Here is a 19,744-nt window from a genome sequence, read left to right on the forward strand (position 1 = left end):
GCTTAAATGGCGCGCCGGGGAAGATTCGAACTCCCGACCCCCAGATTCGTAGTCTGGTGCTCTATCCAGCTGAGCTACCGGCGCATTGTCCCGCGGCGTTGGCTGAGGAGCCGAACGGGGGAAGTGGCCTTCCCCGGGGATCGCAGCGTGGTGCGCTGCGAGGACCCGTCTGCTACCCCTTTTTAGGAGGGCTGGCAAGGCAAAAGACATCGACGCGCGGCGCGCCGGGCGAGGGGGCGGCGGGCTGTGGAAAACCTGGGGGCGGGCGACGGCCGGCACAGGGGGCACGGCGCGCACGGGCGGCGCCGCGCGGATGTCCGCTCTGCCCCGGGCTCCGCCGCGCGCAGGCCCGCCCGGGCGGTGTCTCAGGCCCGCAGGCGTTCGCTGCGGTGCCTGTGCGTGCCGGGCTGGTCCGGAATGACGATCCGAAACGCGGTTCCCGTCTCGCGCTCGACAAGGCGGATCTCACCGCCATGCGCGCGCACCAGTTCGTCGGCGATGGGCAGGCCGAGGCCCGTTCCGCCGCGGCGCGCGGATGAGACGAAGGCCTCGAACAGGTGCGCGCGCCGCGCGGGCGGAATGCCTGGCCCGGTGTCGGCGATCTCGATCTCGGTGCCCGAAGGCGTGCGCCGCGCCGTGAGGATCAGCTGGTCGCGGGCCGGATCGTTCGGCGCGCGCGATTCTAGCGCCTGAACGGAATTTCGGGTGATGTTCAAGATCACGCGGAACAGCTGGTCCGGGTCCGCGTCCACCACCAGGTCGTCCTGAATGCCGGTCTTCCAGGCGATGGCCGCGCCCGGCCCGAGGCCCAGCGTGTCCCGCACTTCATCGAACAGGTGGGCGAGCGGCACCACGCGCCGGTCCGGCAGCTTCTCCTGCGCCCGTCCGTAGGACAGCGTCTGCTCGCAATAGGCGACGGCACGGTCGAGGGCGGCGATCAGCTTGGGTGCGAACCGCTGCACGGTCGGGTCCGGCAGACCGGCCAGCCGGTCCGAGAGCAACTGGGCCGAGGCCAGAAGATTACGCAGATCGTGGTTGATCTTGGAGACCGCGAGGCCGAGGGCGGCCAGGTGGCTCTTCTGGTGAAGGGTCTGGGACAGGCCGCGCTGGAGCTCCTCCAGCGCCTCCTCGGCCGTGCCGATTTCGTCCGAGCGGCCGCTGGGGACGATGATCCGCGTGGCATCCTCGGGGTTCTCCCGGAACGCCGACATGCGTTCGGTGAGGCGCCGCATCGGCCGCACGAATAGCCAGTTGAGGGACAGATAGACGAGAACGCCTGCCGCCACCGCCACGAGCAGCGACGTGAACAGGACGGTGGCTGCGAAGCCGAGCATGGCGCGGCGCAGCGGCGTCTCGGAGAGCACGATCTCGATGAAGTCCCCGCCCGGCGGCGGATCGCCGACGAGCCGCAGGTAGCGTCCATTGGGCGCCAGCAGCGTGTCTGCGGCGCCGCGCACCATGCTCCAGAGGCTTCCGGTGCGCATGTCGATATGGACGTCGGCCTCGGGCGGCATGTCGGACATGGCGAGCAGGCGCCGCGTGTCGTCCTTCTTCACCACGATCACCTTGGCGCCGACGCTCTCCAGAAGATCGTGGGTGAGGTCGGCGGGAATGCGGTCCTGCGGCGCGGCGTCCAGCACCAAGGCGGCGGTGCGCGCGGCGGCGAGGCGATCGGACAGCCAGGCGGTGCGGTAATTGGCGATGGTGGGCACCAGCACCGAGACTTCGGCCACCGCCACCACGCCCACGGTGAGGGCAAGCAGCTTGGCCGACAAGCCGAAGCGGCGCCGCTTTGGCGGCGCGCTGACGGCCTCGGCGCTCTGGCTTGCTAGTCTGAACATGCCTTCTCTACGGCGGACCAAACCCCTGCGGATCTCCGGGCCGACGCCCTGATAACGATTTAGCGAGAATAAGTATCATCGGCGTCCGCCGCCAGAGCGGCCTGCCCACAGGGTAAATTCGCCGCGAGAAGGGGAAAGACGCCGGGCCGGCATAGACGTTCAGGCGGCGAAAGTCTTGGGCGGTGCCGATGCGCGCGGACCTATTCTTCCTCGCCGAACCGCTCCGCGACCAGGGCTTCGAGCGCGTCCAGAACGGTTTCGGCATCGCGTCCGCGGGCGGTGACGGTGATCGACGTTCCCGGGCCCGCCGCCAGCATCATCAGACCCATGATGGAGGTGCCGCCCACCACCTCGCCGTTCCGGCAGACGCTGACCGAGGCGTCGAAGCGTTCCACGAGCTGGACGAACTTGGCGGAGGCGCGGGCATGCAGGCCGCGCTTGTTCACGATCGGCAGGCAGCGCGACTGCGTGCCCGGCGCGAGCGGTCGACCGCAGGCGGCGGCAGGGTCTTCGCATTCCGCCGAGGGGCTGCCGCCGGGCTCATTTGCCGGCAAGGACACGGCTCGCGACATTGATGTATTTCCTGCCCGCTTCCTGGGCGCAGTTCACGGCCTCGGCGAGCGGCAGTTCGCCCCGCACCTTGGCGAGCTTCACCAGCATCGGCAGGTTGATGCCCGCCACAACCTCCACTTCCGGCGAATTCATCACCGAAATCGCGAGGTTGGAGGGCGTGCCGCCGAACATGTCGGTGAGGATCACCACGCCGTCGCCGCTCTGGGCCTTGGCCACCGCGTCGATGATGTCGTGGCGACGCCGCTCCATGTCGTCGTCCGGACCGATGGTCACGGTTTCGATCTGAGTCTGCGGCCCCATCACATGCTCCAGCGCGGAGCAGAATTCGACGGCGAGGCGGCCATGGGTGACGAGGACGAGACCGATCATGATTCCTCCGCCTTCACCCCCATGAAGGCCTCCCGCAGCGCGGGAGCGACATATTCAGAGCGGCTCAAAAAATACGCAAGGGGTGCAGCGCACAAAAGCACATTTAGTTTTGGTAATCCGCGGTCAAAATCGCGGCAGCCAAAAGAAGCGCGGCCTGTTCCGGTGTTGTGCTGGCGATGCGATGCAGCGCGCATCCGCGGATAAGCGCCAAACATGCATCTTCATTAGGCATGCGCATTAATTGGGCCAACGGGTCGAGCTGCACCACATGAGAGAGCTTGACCTGCGGGCGATGGGAAAGCCGCCGGATGCCGAGCCCCCGCACCTCGATCAGGCCGGCGAGCAGCGGCGGGGGGCGTGCGGTGAGGCTACCGTCTGCCGCTTCCAGGATCACGCGGTCGTCCGCCACCAGCTCGGCCGGCGGCAGAGCGCGCGGGGCGTCGAGGATCAGCTTCAGCGCCAGCGTGGACTTGCCGGCGCCGGACGCGCCGATGATCAGGATGCCGTGCCCGCCTATGGCGACGCAGGTGCCGTGTTCCGTGGCCGCCTGCGTGTCACCGTCTGCACCGTCCGCCGACACGGCCTCAGACCTTGGGCAGGCGCACGACGAAGCGCGCCCCCTCGACCTTCGGCGCGCCGGCCTCGTCCGTGCCCATGCGGTTCTCGGCCCAGATCTTGCCGCCGTGCGCCTCGACGATCTGCCGGGAGATGGACAGGCCGAGCCCGGAATTCTGGCCGAAGCCCTGGTGCGGCCGGTCGGTGTAGAAGCGCTCGAAGATGCGGGCGAGGGCGTCGGGGCGGATGCCCGGCCCGTCGTCGTCGACCACGATCTGCGCGCCGTCCTTGAGGCGTCGGCAGGTGACGCGCACGGTGGCCCCGCGCGGCGAGAAGGAACGGGCGTTGGACACGAGGTTGTCCACCACCTGGCCGAGGCGCGAGGCGTGGCCCGCCACCTCGAAGTCCGCCGGTGCGCCGGGGCCGCGCTCGAAGGCGAGGGTGACGCCGACGCCGTCGTCGCCGCGCACGTCCTGCGCCATGCCCACCACCATTTCCAGCAGCTGCTTGAGGTCCACCGCCACCGCCTCCTGGCGCTGGAGTTCGGCGTCGAGCCGGCTGGCGTCGGAGATGTCGGAGATCAGCCGGTCGAGGCGCTTCACGTCGTGCTGGATCACCTCCAGCAGCCGGCCGCGCGAGGTGTCGGACTTCGCCAGAGGCAAGGTCTCGACGGCGCTGCGGAGCGAGGTGAGGGGGTTCTTCAATTCATGCGCCACGTCGGCGGCGAAGCTCTCGATCGCCTCGATGCGGTTGTAGAGCGCCCCCGTCATGTCGCGCAGGGCGCGGGAGAGATGGCCGATTTCGTCCGAGCGGGCGGAGAAGTCCGGAATTTCCACCCGGGTCTTGATGCGCCGCCGCACCCGCTCGGCCGCGGAGGCGAGCTTGCGCACCGGATCGGCGATGGTGCCCGCGAGCAGCACGGAGAGCAGCACCATGACCGCCGCGGCCACCAGGAACACGCGCACGATCACGAGGCGCTCCGCGCGCACCGCCTCGTCGATCTCGCCGCCCTGGGTGGACAGCATCAGCACGCCGAGGATGGCGCGGAAGCGCTGGATCGGCACCGCCACCGAGATGACCACCCGGCCCCGGTCGTCGACGCGCACCTCGGCGTCGTTGACGCCCACGGCGGCGGCGGCGACCTCGGGATAGTTCTTGCCGGCCTGCGGCCCGAGTTCCTTGTAGAGCGGAAGGTCGCCGCGCCCGAACCAGAGCTGGAGCACGCGCCAGGCACGCTCGAAGACCGTGGGCGCCGGTTCCGCCGGATCGGGCAGGTCGAAGCGCAGGATCTCTCCGCGCGAATAGAGCGAGCGGGAATCGAGCAGCAGCTGGCCGTCGCGGTCGTAGATGCGCGCGCGGGTTCCGGTCGGCCCGACCAGACGGCGCAGCACCGGGGCGACGCGCTCGGGATTGATGGGGAACTCGAAGCTGGAGAAGCCTTCCTCGGACGGCCCGTAGCTTTCGCCGGCCTGAAGCTCCAGGAGCCGCTCGGGGTCGAGGGTGATGGCATTGGTCTCCACCTGCGCGGATGAGGCGATGGCGGCGGCGATGATCTCGCCCTGCACCATCAGGCTCTGCACGCGGGCATCGATGAGCCCGGCGCGGAACTCGGACAGATAGAGGATGCCCGACACCAGCGCGCACAGCCCCGCGAGGTTGAGCAGCACGATGCGGCGGGTGAGCGAGGAGAAGCTCTTGAAGGCGACGAAGCGCCGCGCGCGCCCGATCGCGCCCATGAGGCCGCCGCGGGGCGGCTTGCCTTCCGGTAGGGCAGCGGCATCCGGCGGTTCGCCATCACGCGGCGCAGCCGGGGGATCGCCCGCGGCGCGGGCCGCAGGCGAGAGTTCGGGCTCGTCATCGTCCGCGCCGGAGCGCGGCGCGATGCGCTGGGGGGCGCTCATTCCTTGAAGCGGTAGCCCACGCCGTAGAGGGTCTCGATCATCTCGAAGCTGTCGTCCACGGACTTGAACTTCTTGCGCAGGCGCTTGATGTGGCTGTCGATGGTGCGGTCGTCCACATAGACCTGGTCGTCATAGGCCGCGTCCATCAGGGCGTTGCGGCTCTTCACGACGCCGGGGCGCTGGGCGAGGGCCTGGAGGATCAGGAACTCGGTGACGGTGAGCGTCACCGGCTCGTTCTTCCAGGTGCAGGTGTGGCGCTCGGGGTCCATGCGCAGGTTGCCGCGCTCCAGAACCTTGGCGCTGTCGACCTCGCGCGGGACCGAGCCGTCCTTGGCGCCGACCCGGCGCAGCACGGCCTTCACGCGCTCCACCAGAAGGCGCTGGGAGAACGGCTTCTTGATGAAGTCGTCGGCCCCCATCTTGAGCCCGAACAGTTCGTCGATCTCCTCGTCCTTGGAGGTGAGGAAGATCACCGGCATGTCGGTCTTCTGGCGCAGGCGGCGCAGCAGCTCCATGCCGTCCATGCGCGGCATCTTGATGTCCAGGATCGCGAGGTCCGGCGGGTTGGTCTTGAAGCCGTCGAGCGCCGAGGCGCCGTCCGTGTAGGTGTCGATGCGATAACCCTCCGCCTCCAGTGCGATGGACACCGAGGTGAGGATGTTGCGGTCGTCGTCGACGAGGGCGATGGTGGGCATGACACCTCTTTTATCAACCGTCCGGAGCTTCAGCCGCCCGAACCGGCCGCCATACTGCGCGGCCTCGTGCGGTGAACCCGGTTCGCGTGGCCGAAATGTGACACGCAAGCGGAGAGGCCGATAAATAGCGGGATTCTCGGTGAACGCCAAATTGTGGCAGGGGTCCGGGCCCGTTCCGCCGCATCCTGGAAGTTGAGCAACTCCAATGAAGCGCCGCCCGCGCCGATGCTTGCTCGCGGGCAAAGCCTTGCGGCGGAAGCGATTGCGCCGGGCGGTGGGCGTCCGGGGCGGGGCCTGCGCCATTGGCCGCAGGGTTGGCGCGCTTGCCTCGCCGGCTGGCGCAAGGCCATGGTCCGCCGACCGAAATTGGGAGGCCCACCATGAGCGATACCGCCGCCACCGCCGTCCGCCGGCTGATCCGGGAGGCCCGCTTCGGCGCGCTCGGCACGCTGGAAGACGGCGGCGCGCCCTATGCCTCGCTGGTGGCGGTGGCGACCGACGATGCCGGCCGGCCGACCTTTCTCATCTCGCGGCTTGCCCGGCACACCCGGAACATCGCCCGCGATCCGCGGATTTCGCTGCTCGTCTCGGCGGCGGGTGTGGCCGATCCCATGAATTCGCCGCGCGCGAGCCTGCTCGGGCGCATCGCGCCCGCCGGCGACGACGCCCGGCCGCGTTTCCTCGCCCGCCATCCGGATGCCTCAGGCTATGCCGACTTCGCCGATTTCGCCTTCTACCGGATGGAGGTGGAGGAGGCGCACCTGGTGGAGGGCTTCGGGCGCATCGTCGACGTCGCCGGGACAAAGCTCCTGACCGACTGGAGCGCGGCGGCGGACCTCAAGGCGGCGGCCGAGGGGGTCATCGCGCATATGAATTCCGACCATGCGGACGCCGTGGCGCTCTATGCCACGCGGCTGCTCGGCGCGCCGGACGGCGACTGGCGGATGCTGGCGATCGACCCGGAGGGCTGCGAACTCGCCCTGGGCGACCGCGTGCGCCGGCTCGATTTCGCCGAGACCTGCACCAATTCTGCTGCGGTGCGAAAGGAGTTGGTGCGCCTGGTGGGCGAGGCGCGCCGCGACAATCCGGCGTCGATCTAAACGTTTGAACGACATTTTCTTGGCCGCGGGAACGCTCTAGTCTTGAGTGCGCTTCATACTGGATGCAGAAGACATCCAGGCGGAGCTATGCCGGCATAATGCCGCTGGGAAACGTGAGGAGGGCCGTTCGTGCTCGAAACTGGACATCGCAACAGTGCCTGCGGCGCGGAGGCCTTCGGTCTGCGCAATCTCGCCGGGGTTCACTGGAACCTGCAGGCCCCCGCGCTCTACGAGCATGCGCTTGCGAAGAATGAGGGCAAGCTCTCCTCCGGCGGGGCGCTGATGGCGGAGACCGGCGTCCATACCGGCCGCAGCCCCAAGGACAAGTTCGTGGTGCGCGACGCCTCCACGGAAGGCGAGGTCTGGTGGGACAATAACGGCGCCATCACCCCCGCCCAGTTCGAGACCCTCTACCAGGACTTCCTGAAGGCCGCCGCGGGCAAGGAGCTGTTCGCGCAGGACCTCTATGGCGGCGCCGATCCGTCCTGCCGCATCAAGGCGCGCGTCTACACCGAATACGCCTGGCACTCTCTGTTCATCCGCACCATGCTGCGCCGGCCCGAGCGGTCCGAACTCGACAGCTACGTGCCGGACATGACCATCATCGACCTGCCGAGCTTCAAGGCCGATCCGGCCCGCCACGGCGTGCGCTCCGAGACCATCATCGCCGTCGACTTCACCCGCGGCATCGTGCTGATCGGCTCCTCGTCCTATGCCGGCGAGATGAAGAAATCGGTCTTCACCTTCCTCAACTACCTGCTGCCCAAGAAGGGCGTCATGCCGATGCACTGCTCGGCGAATGTCGGCGGGGCGGGCGACGTCTGCCTGTTCTTCGGCCTCTCCGGCACCGGCAAGACGACGCTGTCAGCCGATCCCAAACGCACGCTGCTCGGCGACGACGAGCATGGCTGGAGCCCGGACGGCGTCTTCAATTTCGAGGGCGGCTGCTACGCCAAGACGATCCGCCTTTCCAAGGAGGCGGAGCCCGAGATTTTCGCCGCCTCCAACCGCTTCGGGACGGTGCTGGAGAACGTGATCCTCGATCCCGACACCGGCGTTCCGGACTTCGACGACGGGCGGCTCACCGAGAACACCCGCTCCTGCTATCCGCTGGACTTCATCCCCAACGCCAGCCCGACCGGCCGGGCGGGCATGCCGAAGAACCTCGTCATGCTCACCTGCGATGCGTTCGGCGTGCTGCCGCCCATCGCCAAGCTCACGCCGGCGCAGGCCATGTACCACTTCCTGTCCGGCTACACCGCGAAGGTGGCCGGCACGGAGAAGGGCGTGAAGGACCCGGAAGCCACCTTCTCCACCTGCTTCGGCGCCCCCTTCATGCCGCGCCATCCCTCGGTCTACGGCAACATGCTGCGCGACCTTATCGCCAAGCATGGCGTCGACTGCTGGCTGGTGAATACCGGCTGGACCGGCGGCAAGTTCGGCGTCGGCCGGCGCATGCCCATCAAGGTCACGCGCACGCTCCTCACCGGCGCCCTCGACGGCTCGCTGAAGAACGTGTCCTTCCGCACCGATCCCTATTTCGGCTTCGCGGTTCCGACCTCGGTGCCGGGCATCGAGCCGCACATCCTCTATCCGTCCAAGACCTGGGCGGACAAGGCGGACTTCGACGCCACCGCGCGCAGGCTCGTCGCCATGTTCCAGGAGAATTTCGGCAAGTTCGAGAAGCACGTGGACGCGGCGGTGCTGGAAGCCCAGCCGCAGGTGCGCCTCGCCGCCGAGTGAGCGCGGCGAGCGAGCGCGGCCCATCGTGATCGGCAGCGGGGCGACTTCGGCCGCCCCGCTTGCGTTCCGGCGACCGTTACGCCCGCGGACCGAAGATGATGACCGCGGCGCCCGCGAGGCAGAGCGCCGCGCCGATGGTGTCGAACCGGTCCGGCCGCACGCCCTCCACGCTCCACATCCAGGCGAGCGAGGCGAGGATATAGACGCCGCCATAGGCCGCGAAGGCGCGGCCGGCGGCTTCCGCCTCCACCTGGGTCAAGGCCAGGGCGAACACCGCGAGGCTCGCCATGCCCGGCAGCAGCCACCAGGGCGAGCCGCCGGTCCGCACCACGTGCCAGAAGGCGAAGCAGCCGGCGATCTCGGTCAAGGCGGCCAGGAGGAAGGCGGGGAGCGTCACGGCATCACCTCAGCATGGTGGGCTTGACCCACCAGGACGGCTCCGCCGCCTTGACGCGGCGCGCCAGCGCGGCGGCGGCGCGGCAGTCGGCGGTGAGGGCGAAGACGGTGGCGCCCGAGCCCGACATGCGCACCAACTGCGCTTCCGGGCCCCCGGCAAGCAGGGCCTTCGCCGTGCCGATGGCGGGCGCGATCGTGAGCGCCGGCGGCTCCAGATCGTTCGGCACCGCCCGGATGGCCGCGAGCACGCCGTCCGCATCCGGCGGCAGCCCATCGGGATGGTCCGGGCCGGCGAGACGCGCGCCCGGCGGAAGGCCGAGCCCCCTGAACACCGGGGCGGTCGGCACCGCCGCGCCGCAATTGACGAGGACGCAGGCGAGCGGCGCAATGCGCAGCGGCGCGGAGAGCACTTCGCCGCGCCCGCGCATGATGCGGGCGCGCGGATCGAGGCAGGCCGGCACGTCCGACCCCACGTCCTGCGCCACCGCGAAGAGGCGGGGATCGTCGGCGGGCAGATCGTTGAGCCGCGCCAGCAGCCGCAGGGCCGCGGCAGCATCGGCCGAGCCGCCGCCGAGCCCGGCCGCCACCGGCAGGCGCTTCTCCAGCACGAAGGCGCCGAGCCGCGCCTGGGGGACCAGGGCGGCAAATCCCGCCGCCGCGCGCAAAACCAGATTGTCGCCGGCCGGGCCGGCCGCCAGCGCCGTGGGTCCGGTGAGGTCGAGGCCGAGCGGGGCCCCGGGAACCAGGTGCAGCAGGTCGCCGGCCCCCGCGAACGCCACCAGGCTGACGAGATCGTGAAACCCGTCCGCGCGGCGGCCAAGCACGCGCAATGTCAGGTTGATCTTCGCCGGGGCGCGCTCGGTCAGTCGGTGCATGAAGGGCTTATGCCGCGCCGCCGCAACCGCGGCAAGGCGCCGGCGCCCGAAGCGGGCGGACGGCGGGGCCCCGCATGGCCGCGGGCGGGGCGTCTGCGGGGTTGCCCGCGCTTGCGGCGCAACAGGAAAGCGGCCATCCTCCCGCCATCTGGCGCGGCTAACGGTTCGCAGCGCACGCCGCGCGTCGACATTCGGGATATTGCTGGTGAAGCTTTTCCGCGCCCTTTCTTCCGCTCTTCTTCTGGCCGGATGCGCCACCCTGTTCGGCGCGCTCCGGCCGACGCCCGGACTGGCCCAGCCCTCGGACAGCGAGATCACCCTTCCCGGCAGCTACCTGGCCGCCCGCTTCGCGACCGTGCAGCGGGAATCGGAGATCGCCGCCTTCTATCTGCGCAACCTGCTCAAGCTCGATCGCGGCAATGAGGAGATCATCGAGCGCACCATGCTCGCCTCGCTGCTGGGCGGGCAGGTGGACGACGCGATGAAGTATGCCGACAAGATCGTGAAGGTGGACCGCACCCACCGCTTCGCGCGCTTCCTGCTCTCGGTGCGCGCCATCAAGCGCGGCCAGTATCAGACGGCGCGCACCAACCTCTCTCTGGCGGTGAGCGGCCCGATCGACGACGTGACCGCCATGCTGCTTGCGCCATGGCTCGCCTCGGCGACGCAGCGCACCGGCGTCGATCTGGTGGACCGCCTCAGCACCACGCTGCTGGCCGCCTGGGCGACCTACGGGTCCGGCAACCCCAAGACCGGCGTCGAGCTGATCGACCGGCTCCAGGGTCCGGTGTGGTATGGCCAGTTCAAGGACCTGCACGCCGGCCTCATCCTCGACGCCGCGGGCCTCAAGAAGGAGGCCGGCGTCCGGCTCGAATCCGCGGTGAAGAGCGAGCCGCTGACGGTGCGCGCCGTGGATGCGCACGTGCGCTGGTCCTCGCGCAATGTCGGCACGGCCGCCACGCTGGAGAGCTACCAGGAGTTCGACCGGCGCTATTCGGGCGATCCGCTGGTCAAGTACATGATGGGCGAGCTCAAGAGCGGAAAGGCCATGCCGCCGCTGGTGCGCACGCCTCAGGAGGGCGCCGCCGAGGTGCTGTTCGGGCTCGCCGGCGTGCTGAGCCGGCAGGGGCTGGAGGATTACGCGCTCGCCTATCTCCAGCTCGCCATCTGGCTCAACCCCGACCATCCCATGGCCAGCATGTCGCTGGCCGGACTCTACGAACTGATGCAGCAGCCGGCCAAGGCCATCGAGCTGTTCGCGTCCGTGCCGGCCAGCTCGCCCCTGAAGGGGGATGCCGAGGTGCGCCTCGCGGTCAATCTGGACGCCGCCGACAACGCCACCGAGGCGCTGCGCCACCTGAACAAGTTCATCGCCAGCCACCCCCAGGACCTCGACGCCATCGTCGCCATGGGCCGGATCCAGAACAATCGCAAGATGTTCGCCGAGTGCGCGGTGACCTACAGCAAGGCCATCGCGCTCTTGCCCTCGCCCGGCGCCGGAAGCTGGCCGCTGTTCTATTCGCGCGGCATCTGCAACGAGCGCTCGAAGAACTGGCCGCAGGCGGAAGCGGATTTCAAGAAGGCGCTGGAGCTCAATCCCGAGCAGCCCCATGTGCTGAACTATCTCGGCTATTCCTGGGTCGACCAGGGCATCAATCTCGACAAGGGCCTCGACATGATCCGCCGCGCGGTCAATCTGCGGCCGGACGACGGCGCCATCATCGACAGCCTGGGCTGGGCCTATTACCGCATGGGCCGCTATGACGAGGCGGTGGCGGAGCTGGAGCGCGCCGTGATGCGCATGCCGACGGACCCGGTGGTCAACGACCATCTGGGCGATGCCTACTGGAAGGTGGGCCGGCGCCTGGAGGCGGGCTTCCAGTGGAACCACGCGCGGGATCTGAAGCCGGAGCCGGACCAGTTGGAAAAGATCGTCCGGAAGATCGACAAGGGCCTCGACGCGGTGGAGCCGGCCGCGCCGCCGGTGCGCAAGGCCGAGGATCAGAAGGGCGGCTGACGGACGCCCCGCTCCCGTTCGGGAGCGCCGGCGCCTTCGCGCCCGGCCTCCGCGACCTGCCTATTGCGACCTGCCTTGCGGCCTACCTCTCGCGCCTGTCCGGAGCGCCGAGCCCGGACCCGGCTTCAGCGCGGCAGGGTGGTGGCGCCCATCAGCGCGAGGTCGATGGCGTGGGCGGCCTGGCGGCCCTCGCGGATGGCCCACACGACCAAAGACTGGCCGCGCCGCATGTCGCCCGCCGCATAGAGCTTCGGCACCGAGGTGAGGTAGCTCTCGTCGTCCGCCTCTAGGTTGCCGCGCCGGTCGAGCGCCGCGCCGGACTGGTCCAGCAGGCCCGCCTTCAGCGGCCCGGCAAAGCCGATGGCGAGGAAGACGAGATCGGCGCGCAGCACGAACTCGGTGCCGGAGATGGGCTGGCGCTTGGCGTCCACCCGCGCGCACTTCACGCCCGTCACCCGGCCGTTGCGGCCCTCGATGCCCAGCGTGGCGCAGGCGAACTCGCGCTCGGCGCCCTCCGCCTGAGACGAGGAGGTGCGGAACTTGGTCGGCCAATAGGGCCACACCGCCAGCTTGTCCTCCTTCGCCGGCGGAACCGGGCGGATGTCGAGCTGCGTCACCGACAGCGCGCCCTGGCGGAACGCGGTGCCGACGCAGTCCGAGGCGGTGTCGCCGCCGCCCACCACCACCACGTGCCTGCCGGAGGCGAGGATCGGCACCTCGTCGATCCGCTCGCCGCCCTCGCGGCGGTTGGACTGCACCAGATAGGGCATGGCGAAGTGCACGCCTTCCAGCTCCTGGCCGGGCAGGCCGGGATCGCGCGGCGCCTCGGCGCCGCCGGCGAGCAGCACGGCGTCGTGCTTGTCGAGAAGCTCCTGGGTCGAGGTGGTGACGCCCACGTTCACCCCGTAATGGAAGGTGACGCCCTCGGCCTCCATCTGCTTCACGCGGCGGTCGATGTGGTGCTTTTCCATCTTGAAGTCGGGGATGCCGTAGCGCAGCAGGCCGCCGGCCTTGGGCTCGCGCTCATAGACGTGCACCTCGTGGCCGGCGCGGGCGAGCTGCTGGGCCGCCGCCATGCCGGCCGGGCCGGAGCCGACCACGCCGACGCTCTTGCCGGTCTTCGCCGCGGCCAGCTCGGGCTTGATCCAGCCCATCTTCCACGCCTTGTCGGCGAGCGCCTGCTCGACGGTCTTGATGGTGACCGGCATGTCCTCGAGGTTCAGCGTGCACGCCTCCTCGCACGGGGCGGGGCAGACGCGGCCGGTGAACTCCGGGAAGTTGTTGGTGGAATGGAGGTTGGCGACCGCCGCCTCCCAGTCCTCGTTGTAGACGAGGTCGTTCCAGTCCGGGATCTGGTTGTGGATCGGGCAGCCGTTCGGCCCGTGGCAGAACGGGATGCCGCAATCCATGCAGCGCGCCGCCTGGTTCTGCACCTCGGCGTCGGGCAGCGGCAGCGTGAACTCGCGGAAATGGCGGATGCGGTCGGAGGCGGGCTGATACTTCTGCTCGCGCCGATCGATCTCCAGAAAACCCGTGACCTTACCCATGCGAACCTCGTCGAAGGAGCCGATCCGCGCCGCGCGCCTGATGCTCCATTACAAGAATTGTTCCAGCTTGAGGACTCGGAATTCGTGCGCCTTCCGGCAGACAAGACCGAGGCCCGGGGAGATCGCGCCCCATGGGGAGCCGGGCGTGTCGCGAACCCTCTCCCCGCCGGCGAGAGGGAGCGCGCTGGCCCCGCGTGGCGCGGGGACAGGCCGCCTTTCAGCTCATTCCGCCGCCGCGAGGCCGCGCAGTTTCTCCATGTCGCGCAGAGCGCGCCGGTATTCCACCGGCATCACCTTGACGAACTTGGAGCGGTAGTCCGCCCAATTGTCGAGGATCTGCTGGGCGCGCGCCGAGCCGGTGTGGTGCAGGTGCTTGGCGATGAGCTGGTGCAGGCGCTCCTCGTCGTGGCGCGACATGTCGCCCTGCACGTCGATGCGGCCCTTGAACTCCAGGTCGCCGCCGTGGTGGTGGAGGCGCTCCAACAGGTCCTCCTCCTCCTCCACCGGCTCTAGGTCCACCATGGAGAGGTTGCAGCGCTTCTTGAAGCTGTTGTCCTCGTCCAGCACATAGGCGACGCCGCCCGACATGCCGGCCGCGAAATTGCGCCCTGTGGGGCCGATCACGACCACAATGCCGCCGGTCATGTATTCGCAGCCATGGTCGCCGGTGCCCTCGACCACGGCGATTGCCCCCGAATTGCGCACCGCGAAGCGCTCGCCGGCGATGCCGCGGAAGTAGCATTCGCCTTCGATGGCGCCGTACATCACCGTATTGCCGACGATGATGGATTCCTCCGCCACGATCGCCGCATTCTCCGGCGGCCGCACGATGATGCGCCCGCCCGAGAGGCCCTTGCCCACATAATCGTTGCCCTCGCCGATGAGGTCGAAGGTGACGCCGGCGGCAAGGAACGCGCCGAACGACTGGCCGGCGGTGCCGCGCAGGGTCACGTGGATCGTGTCGTCGGGCAGGCCCTGGTGGCCGTAGCGCTTGGCCACCGCACCGGAGAGCATGGCACCGGCCGAGCGGTCCACCGAGCGGATCGGCGTCTCGATCTCGACCCGCTCGCCCTTCTCCAGAGCCGGCTTCGCCTTCTCGATCAGGGTGCGGTCCAGCACCTTCTCGATCGGGTGGTGCTGGCGCTCGGAATGGCGGATGCCGACATCGGCCGGCACGTCGGGCTGCGCGAACAGCTTCGAGAAGTCGAGGCCCTTGGCCTTCCAGTGGTCGATCGCCTCGCGCTGGTCCAGCACGTCGGCGCGGCCCACCAGGTCCTCCAGCTTGCGGAAGCCGAGCGAAGCCATGATCTCCCGCACCTCCTCGGCGACGAAGAAGAAGTAGTTGATGACGTGCTCGGGCGTGCCCTTGAAGCGCTTGCGCAGCACCGGGTCCTGGGTGGCGACGCCCACCGGGCAGGTGTTGAGGTGGCACTTGCGCATCATGATGCAGCCGGCCGAGATCAAGGGCGCGGTGGAGAAGCCGAACTCGTCGGCCCCGAGCAGCGCGCCGATGATGACGTCGCGCCCGGTGCGGAAGCCGCCGTCCACCTGCAGCGCGACGCGCGAGCGCAGGCGGTTTGCCACCAGCGTCTGCTGGGTCTCGGCGAGGCCCATCTCCCACGGCGAGCCGGCATGCTTGATGGAGGTGAGCGGGGAGGCGCCCGTGCCGCCCTCGAAGCCGGAGATGGTGATGTGGTCCGCGCGCGCCTTGGCGACGCCCGCCGCCACCGTGCCGACGCCCACCTCGGAGACCAGCTTCACCGACACATCCGCGTCGGGGTTCACGTTCTTCAGGTCGTAGATGAGCTGCGCCAGGTCCTCGATGGAATAGATGTCGTGGTGCGGCGGCGGTGAGATGAGGCCGACGCCGGGCGTGGAGTGGCGCACCTTGGCGATCACCGCGTCCACCTTGTGGCCGGGCAACTGGCCGCCCTCGCCGGGCTTGGCGCCCTGCGCCACCTTGATCTGCATGACGTCGGAATTGACGAGGTATTCCGCGCTCACGCCGAAGCGGCCGGAGGCCACCTGCTTGATCGCCGAGCGCATGCTGTCGCCGTTGGGCAGGGGCACGTAGCGCTCGGCCTCCTCGCCGCCCTCGCCGGTGTTCGACTTTCCGCCGATCCGGTTCATGGCGATGGCGAGCGTGGTGTGCGCCTCGCGCGAGATGGAGCCGAACGACATGGCGCCGGTGACGAAGCGCTTCACGATCTCGGAGGCCGGCTCGACCTCGGCGAGGTCCACCGGCTTCTGGCCGAGTTCCTCGGCGCCGCGGATGCGGAACAGCGAGCGCACCGTCAGCAGGCGGCGATCCTCGACGTTCATCATCTCGGCGAAGGCGCGGTACTTGTCCTTGGCGTCGCCGCGCACGGCGTGCTGGAGGCTCGCCACCGCCTCAGGCGTCCAGGCATGGTCCTCGCCGCGCATGCGGTAGGCATATTCGCCGCCCACATCGAGCGAGAGCCGGTAGACCGGCGCGTCGGAGAAGGCGAGCTGGTGGCGCCGCACGGTCTCCTCGGCGATTTCGGCGAGGCCGACGCCCTCGATGGTGGTGGCGGTGCCGAAGAAATACTTGTCCACCAGCTCGGAGGACAGGCCGATCGCGTCGAAGATCTGCGCGCCGCAATAGGACTGGTAGGTGGAGATGCCCATCTTGGACATCACCTTGAGCAGCCCCTTGTCCACCGACTTGATGAAGCGCTTGACGATCTCCTTGTCGTCCACCTCCTCGGGGATCTCGTCGCGCATGTCGACAAGGGTCTCGAAGGCGAGATAGGGGTTGATCGCCTCGGCGCCGTAGCCCGCAAGGCAGGCGAAGTGATGGATCTCGCGCGCCTCGCCGGTCTCCACCACGAGGCCGACCGACGTGCGCAGCCCCTTGCGGATCAGATGGTGGTGCACCGCCGCCGTGGCGAGCAAAGCCGGGATCGGGATGCGGTCCGGCCCGGTCATCCGGTCGGACAGGATGATGATGTTGTAGCCGCCGTGCACCGCCGCCTCGGCGCGCTCGCACAGGTGCTCCACCGCCGTCGCCATGCCGGCGGCGCCCTTCTCGGTGCCGTAGGTGATGTCGAGCGTGCGGGTGTCGAACCGCTCCTCCATGAAGCCGATGGAGCGGATCTTCTCCAGGTCCTCATTGGTGAGGATGGGCTGGCGCACTTCCAGGCGCTTGCGCTTGGCGGTGCCCTCCAGGTCGAAGATGTTCGGCCGCGGCCCGATGAAGGAGACGAGGCTCATCACCAGTTCCTCGCGGATCGGGTCGATGGGCGGGTTCGTCACCTGGGCGAAGTTCTGCTGGAAGTAGCTGAACAGGGACTTCGACTTGTCGGACAGCACCGAGATCGGCGTGTCGGTGCCCATGGAGCCGACGGCCTCCTGGCCGGTGATGGCCATGGGCGCCATGAGGAGCTTGAGGTCTTCCTGCGTGTAGCCGAACGCCTGCTGGCGATCGAGCAGCGACACGTCGGTGCGCACCTCGCGCGCCTCCACGGGGCGCAGGTCCTCCAGGACGAGCTGGGTGTGCTTGAGCCACTCCTTGTAGGGGTTGGCGCGGGCGAGCTCGGTCTTAATCTCCTCGTCGGGGACGAGGCGGCCTTCCTCGAGGTCCACCAGCAGCATCTTGCCGGGCTGGAGACGCCACTTGGTGACGATCTTTTCCTCGGGCAGCGTGAGCACGCCCATTTCCGAGGCGAGGACGATGGTGTCGTCGCTCGTCACCATGTAGCGGGCCGGGCGCAGGCCGTTGCGGTCCAGCGTCGCGACGATCTGGCGGCCGTCGGTCGCGACGATGGCGGCGGGGCCGTCCCACGGCTCCATGAGGGAGGCGTGATACTCGTAGAAGGCGCGCCGCTCCTCGTCCATGAGCGGGTTGCCGGCCCACGCCTCGGGCACCAGCATCATGGCCGCGTGGGGCAGCGAGTAGCCGCCCTGGACCAGGAATTCGAGCGCGTTGTCGAAGCAGGCGGTGTCGGACTGGCCCTCATAGGAGATGGGCCAGAGCTTGGAGATGTCGGAGCCGAACAGCTCCGAATCGACCGAGGCCTGCCGCGCCGCCATCCAGTTGACGTTGCCGCGCAGGGTGTTGATCTCGCCGTTGTGCGCCACCATGCGGTAGGGGTGCGCCAGCGGCCAGGCCGGGAAGGTGTTGGTGGAGAAGCGCTGGTGCACGAGGGCGAGCGCGCTCTCGAAGTCCGGGTCCGAGAGGTCGGGATAATAGGCGCCCAGCTGGTCGGCGAGGAACATGCCCTTGTAGACCAGCGTGCGGCAGGACAGCGACACCGGGTAATAGCCCGCCGTCGACGGCTCGTTGGCGCCGTAGACGGCGTTCGAGATCACCTTGCGGGTGACGAACAGGCGCCGCTCGAAGGCGTCCTCGTCGAGGCTGAGATCACCCTGGCCGACGAACACCTGCGCATGCTCCGGCTCGGTGGGCAGGACGCTCGCGCCGAGGGAGGAATTGTCGGTCGGCACCGCGCGCCAGCCGATGAGGGAGAGCCCCTCCTCGGCGAGCACGCGCTCATAGGTTTCGCGCACGATCTCCCGCCCCTTGGGATCGCGCGGCAGGAAGATGTGGCCGACCGCATACTTGCCCGGCTCGGGCAAGGTGAAGCCGAGGCGGTCCGCCTCCTTCAGGAAGAACTTGTGCGGGATCTGCACCAGCATGCCGGCGCCGTCGCCGGCGCGCGGGTCCGCGCCCACCGCGCCGCGATGCTCCAGGTTGAGCAGGATCTTGATGCCGTCCTCGACGATGCGGTGCGACTTGCGGCCCTTGATGTCGGCGATGAAGCCGACGCCGCAGGCGTCCCGCTCCTGCGCCGGATCGAACAGGCCGAAGGGGGCCGGTCGGCCGATCATCGCCGCGCCTTTCACGGCGGCGGCGCCCTGAGCCACGCTTCCGTTCCGGCCTTCATCGCGATGCATCGGTGCCATCTTCTTCCCTCTCCTCAACCGGCGCAGGGCTTCCATCCCGCGCGCCCGCGCGGACGCTGGTGGAGATGCCCCCTCCCACGCCGCTTTGCAACTTCCACGCCAGCCGCGCAGAAAAGCACCCGCTCGTTCAAGCGTGCGCTTACTCTCGGCTGCGGCACGGGGGATAGGGCAGTACGACTTCCCTATCCAGTGGACCATGACAGAAAATCGGCGCGCTCACAAGCGCCCGGGGCCCGCCTCGCCGCACCGAATGACCATTTATTGCGCACGCGGCATGCGAGACGAAAGAACGGTACGGCACGAGCCCCTCCCGACGCAACGCCGTTTCAACGATGCCTCGCCACCGCGGCGCGACGCCTGTTACAAGGCGGCGGCTTGCGGCCCGATTGCGGTCCCATCGCTGCCGCATTGAGCCGCTGTAGTTCCGTCCGGTTCGCCGTTCTGCCACGCCGCGGCGCCGAAACGACGGGTCTCACCGGGATCAGTGCGCGCAAAGCGAAGGTCGTCACAGCGAAGGTCGTCCATGCCGAAGGCTTCCCTCCGTCCCACCGCTCTTGTCCTTGCCCTGGCGGGGCCGCTGGCCCTCGCGGCGCCGGCCGGCGCGCAGGTCTACTATCCCGCTCCACCGCCCGGTCCCTATGCGGCGCCGCCGCGTCCAGGCTACGTGATGCTGCCGCCCTGGGAGGTGCGCAACATCGTCCGCGGCATGGGCTACTGGCGCATCTCGCAGCCCCAGCTCGCCGGGCGCATCTACACCGTCGCGGCGGTGGACGAGGAAGGTCCCGTGGTGCTGCGCATCGACGGCTTCACCGGCCGGGTGATCGGGGCGCGCACCATCGGCGGCGGCCCGCCGCCGGTGTCCGGTCCGCCGCCCTATGGGCCGCCGTCCTACGGCCCGCCGCCCTCGGTGCAGGCGCCGCCCGCCGCGCCGAAGCCGCCCAAGGTCGCCGCCCGTCCGACGGTGGTGCCGCTGCCGCCGCCCAAGCCCCCGGAGCTGATGGAGGCGTCGGCGCCGCCCGTCGCCGCGCCCCAGGCTCCAGCCTCTGCCGGGCTCGCAGCCGGCCCCGTGGCCTCCGCGCCGCCGGTCGCCCCCAGCCCCGCGGCGACGCCGGACGGCGCCGGCGGCCAGCCGCAGGCGGCCGCGCCCGCGTCGGGGCAGGCGCCGAAGGCGTCGGGCAGCGAGACCGCCCAGCCGCAGCCGCCGGT

14 protein-coding genes and 1 tRNA gene are annotated in these 19,744 nt (G+C 69.4%); 4 read left to right on the forward strand and 11 right to left on the reverse strand.

The genetic code is table 11. The annotated features are described in order from the left end of the window. Nucleotides 1–7 precede the first annotated feature (7 nt). The 7 genes from D9R14_RS18535 to D9R14_RS18565 form a co-directional block, all read right to left on the reverse strand. A tRNA-Arg gene (locus tag D9R14_RS18535) sits at nucleotides 8–84 on the reverse strand. 281 nt (nucleotides 85–365) lie between these two features. Beyond that, on the reverse strand, nucleotides 366–1,841 hold the full coding sequence (locus tag D9R14_RS18540; RefSeq protein WP_121624834.1) for a sensor histidine kinase: 1,476 nt from the start codon (nucleotides 1,839–1,841) through the stop codon (nucleotides 366–368). 200 nt (nucleotides 1,842–2,041) lie between these two features. Next, the gene (locus tag D9R14_RS18545; protein ID WP_121624835.1) at nucleotides 2,042–2,413 is read right to left on the reverse strand and encodes an HPr family phosphocarrier protein; all 372 of its coding nucleotides are present in this window, start codon (nucleotides 2,411–2,413) and stop codon (nucleotides 2,042–2,044) included. Then, a complete protein-coding gene (locus tag D9R14_RS18550) occupies nucleotides 2,382–2,783 on the reverse strand; it encodes a PTS sugar transporter subunit IIA (RefSeq protein ID WP_121624836.1) in 402 nt (133 codons plus the stop codon). The genes D9R14_RS18545 and D9R14_RS18550 overlap by 32 nt, the downstream gene beginning before the upstream one ends. 103 nt (nucleotides 2,784–2,886) lie before the next feature. Then, nucleotides 2,887–3,363, reverse strand: coding sequence for an HPr kinase/phosphorylase (locus D9R14_RS18555; protein WP_121624837.1), 477 nt, complete (start codon nucleotides 3,361–3,363; stop codon nucleotides 2,887–2,889). Between the two features lie 4 nt (nucleotides 3,364–3,367). Beyond that, on the reverse strand, nucleotides 3,368–5,239 hold the full coding sequence (locus D9R14_RS18560; protein WP_281042019.1) for a sensor histidine kinase: 1,872 nt from the start codon (nucleotides 5,237–5,239) through the stop codon (nucleotides 3,368–3,370). After that, a complete protein-coding gene (locus D9R14_RS18565; RefSeq protein WP_121624838.1) occupies nucleotides 5,236–5,934 on the reverse strand; it encodes a response regulator transcription factor in 699 nt (232 codons plus the stop codon). The genes D9R14_RS18560 and D9R14_RS18565 overlap by 4 nt, the downstream gene beginning before the upstream one ends. A gap of 380 nt (nucleotides 5,935–6,314) precedes the next feature. Here D9R14_RS18565 and D9R14_RS18570 point away from each other — a divergent pair, with 380 nt between their 5' ends. After that, a complete protein-coding gene (locus D9R14_RS18570) occupies nucleotides 6,315–7,034 on the forward strand; it encodes a HugZ family pyridoxamine 5'-phosphate oxidase (protein ID WP_121624839.1) in 720 nt (239 codons plus the stop codon). A gap of 129 nt (nucleotides 7,035–7,163) precedes the next feature. After that, nucleotides 7,164–8,777: a phosphoenolpyruvate carboxykinase gene (locus D9R14_RS18575; protein WP_121624840.1), complete on the forward strand. Its 1,614-nt coding sequence runs from the start codon at nucleotides 7,164–7,166 to the stop codon at nucleotides 8,775–8,777. 76 nt (nucleotides 8,778–8,853) lie between these two features. Here the strand turns inward: D9R14_RS18575 and D9R14_RS18580 are convergent, their stop codons facing one another. After that, complete coding sequence (locus D9R14_RS18580) at nucleotides 8,854–9,174, reverse strand: YnfA family protein (RefSeq protein ID WP_121624841.1); 321 nt, start codon at nucleotides 9,172–9,174, stop codon at nucleotides 8,854–8,856. A 4-nt stretch (nucleotides 9,175–9,178) separates the two neighbouring features. Continuing rightward, nucleotides 9,179–10,048, reverse strand: coding sequence for a 4-(cytidine 5'-diphospho)-2-C-methyl-D-erythritol kinase (locus tag D9R14_RS18585; RefSeq protein ID WP_121624842.1), 870 nt, complete (start codon nucleotides 10,046–10,048; stop codon nucleotides 9,179–9,181). A gap of 205 nt (nucleotides 10,049–10,253) precedes the next feature. On the opposite strand from D9R14_RS18585, the gene D9R14_RS18590 reads away from it, so the two are divergent. Continuing rightward, nucleotides 10,254–12,065, forward strand: a complete 1,812-nt coding sequence (locus tag D9R14_RS18590) for a tetratricopeptide repeat protein (protein ID WP_245420882.1) — start codon at nucleotides 10,254–10,256, stop codon at nucleotides 12,063–12,065. Between the two features lie 125 nt (nucleotides 12,066–12,190). On the opposite strand, the gene D9R14_RS18595 is transcribed toward D9R14_RS18590, so the two are convergent. Both D9R14_RS18595 and gltB read right to left on the reverse strand, forming a co-directional pair. Further along, nucleotides 12,191–13,612, reverse strand: coding sequence for a glutamate synthase subunit beta (locus D9R14_RS18595; protein ID WP_121624844.1), 1,422 nt, complete (start codon nucleotides 13,610–13,612; stop codon nucleotides 12,191–12,193). A 222-nt stretch (nucleotides 13,613–13,834) separates the two neighbouring features. Then, entirely contained in the window at nucleotides 13,835–18,463 is a 4,629-nt protein-coding gene (gene gltB, locus D9R14_RS18600) for a glutamate synthase large subunit (RefSeq protein WP_245420883.1), read from the reverse strand. Between the two features lie 598 nt (nucleotides 18,464–19,061). On the opposite strand from gltB, the gene D9R14_RS18605 reads away from it, so the two are divergent. Further along, nucleotides 19,062–19,744 (forward strand): hypothetical protein (locus D9R14_RS18605; protein ID WP_121624846.1); only part of this gene is annotated, 683 nt, incomplete at its 3' end.

The organism is Xanthobacter tagetidis (assembly GCF_003667445.1).
Lineage (GTDB): Bacteria > Pseudomonadota > Alphaproteobacteria > Rhizobiales > Xanthobacteraceae > Xanthobacter > Xanthobacter tagetidis.

What these genes read in the sequence shown, in the direction of transcription:
- D9R14_RS18560 (WP_281042019.1), bottom strand. Translation starts at nt 5,239, where the DNA reads ATGAGCGCCCCCCAGCGCATCGCGCCGCGCTCCGGCGCGGACGATGAC.
- gltB (WP_245420883.1), bottom strand. Translation starts at nt 18,463, where the DNA reads ATGATCGGCCGACCGGCCCCCTTCGGCCTGTTCGATCCGGCGCAGGAG.
- D9R14_RS18570 (WP_121624839.1), top strand. Translation starts at nt 6,315, where the DNA reads ATGAGCGATACCGCCGCCACCGCCGTCCGCCGGCTGATCCGGGAGGCC.
- D9R14_RS18585 (WP_121624842.1), bottom strand. Translation starts at nt 10,048, where the DNA reads ATGCACCGACTGACCGAGCGCGCCCCGGCGAAGATCAACCTGACATTG.
- D9R14_RS18545 (WP_121624835.1), bottom strand. Translation starts at nt 2,413, where the DNA reads ATGTCGCGAGCCGTGTCCTTGCCGGCAAATGAGCCCGGCGGCAGCCCC.
- D9R14_RS18540 (WP_121624834.1), bottom strand. Translation starts at nt 1,841, where the DNA reads ATGTTCAGACTAGCAAGCCAGAGCGCCGAGGCCGTCAGCGCGCCGCCA.
- D9R14_RS18550 (WP_121624836.1), bottom strand. Translation starts at nt 2,783, where the DNA reads ATGATCGGTCTCGTCCTCGTCACCCATGGCCGCCTCGCCGTCGAATTC.
- D9R14_RS18565 (WP_121624838.1), bottom strand. Translation starts at nt 5,934, where the DNA reads ATGCCCACCATCGCCCTCGTCGACGACGACCGCAACATCCTCACCTCG.
- D9R14_RS18595 (WP_121624844.1), bottom strand. Translation starts at nt 13,612, where the DNA reads ATGGGTAAGGTCACGGGTTTTCTGGAGATCGATCGGCGCGAGCAGAAG.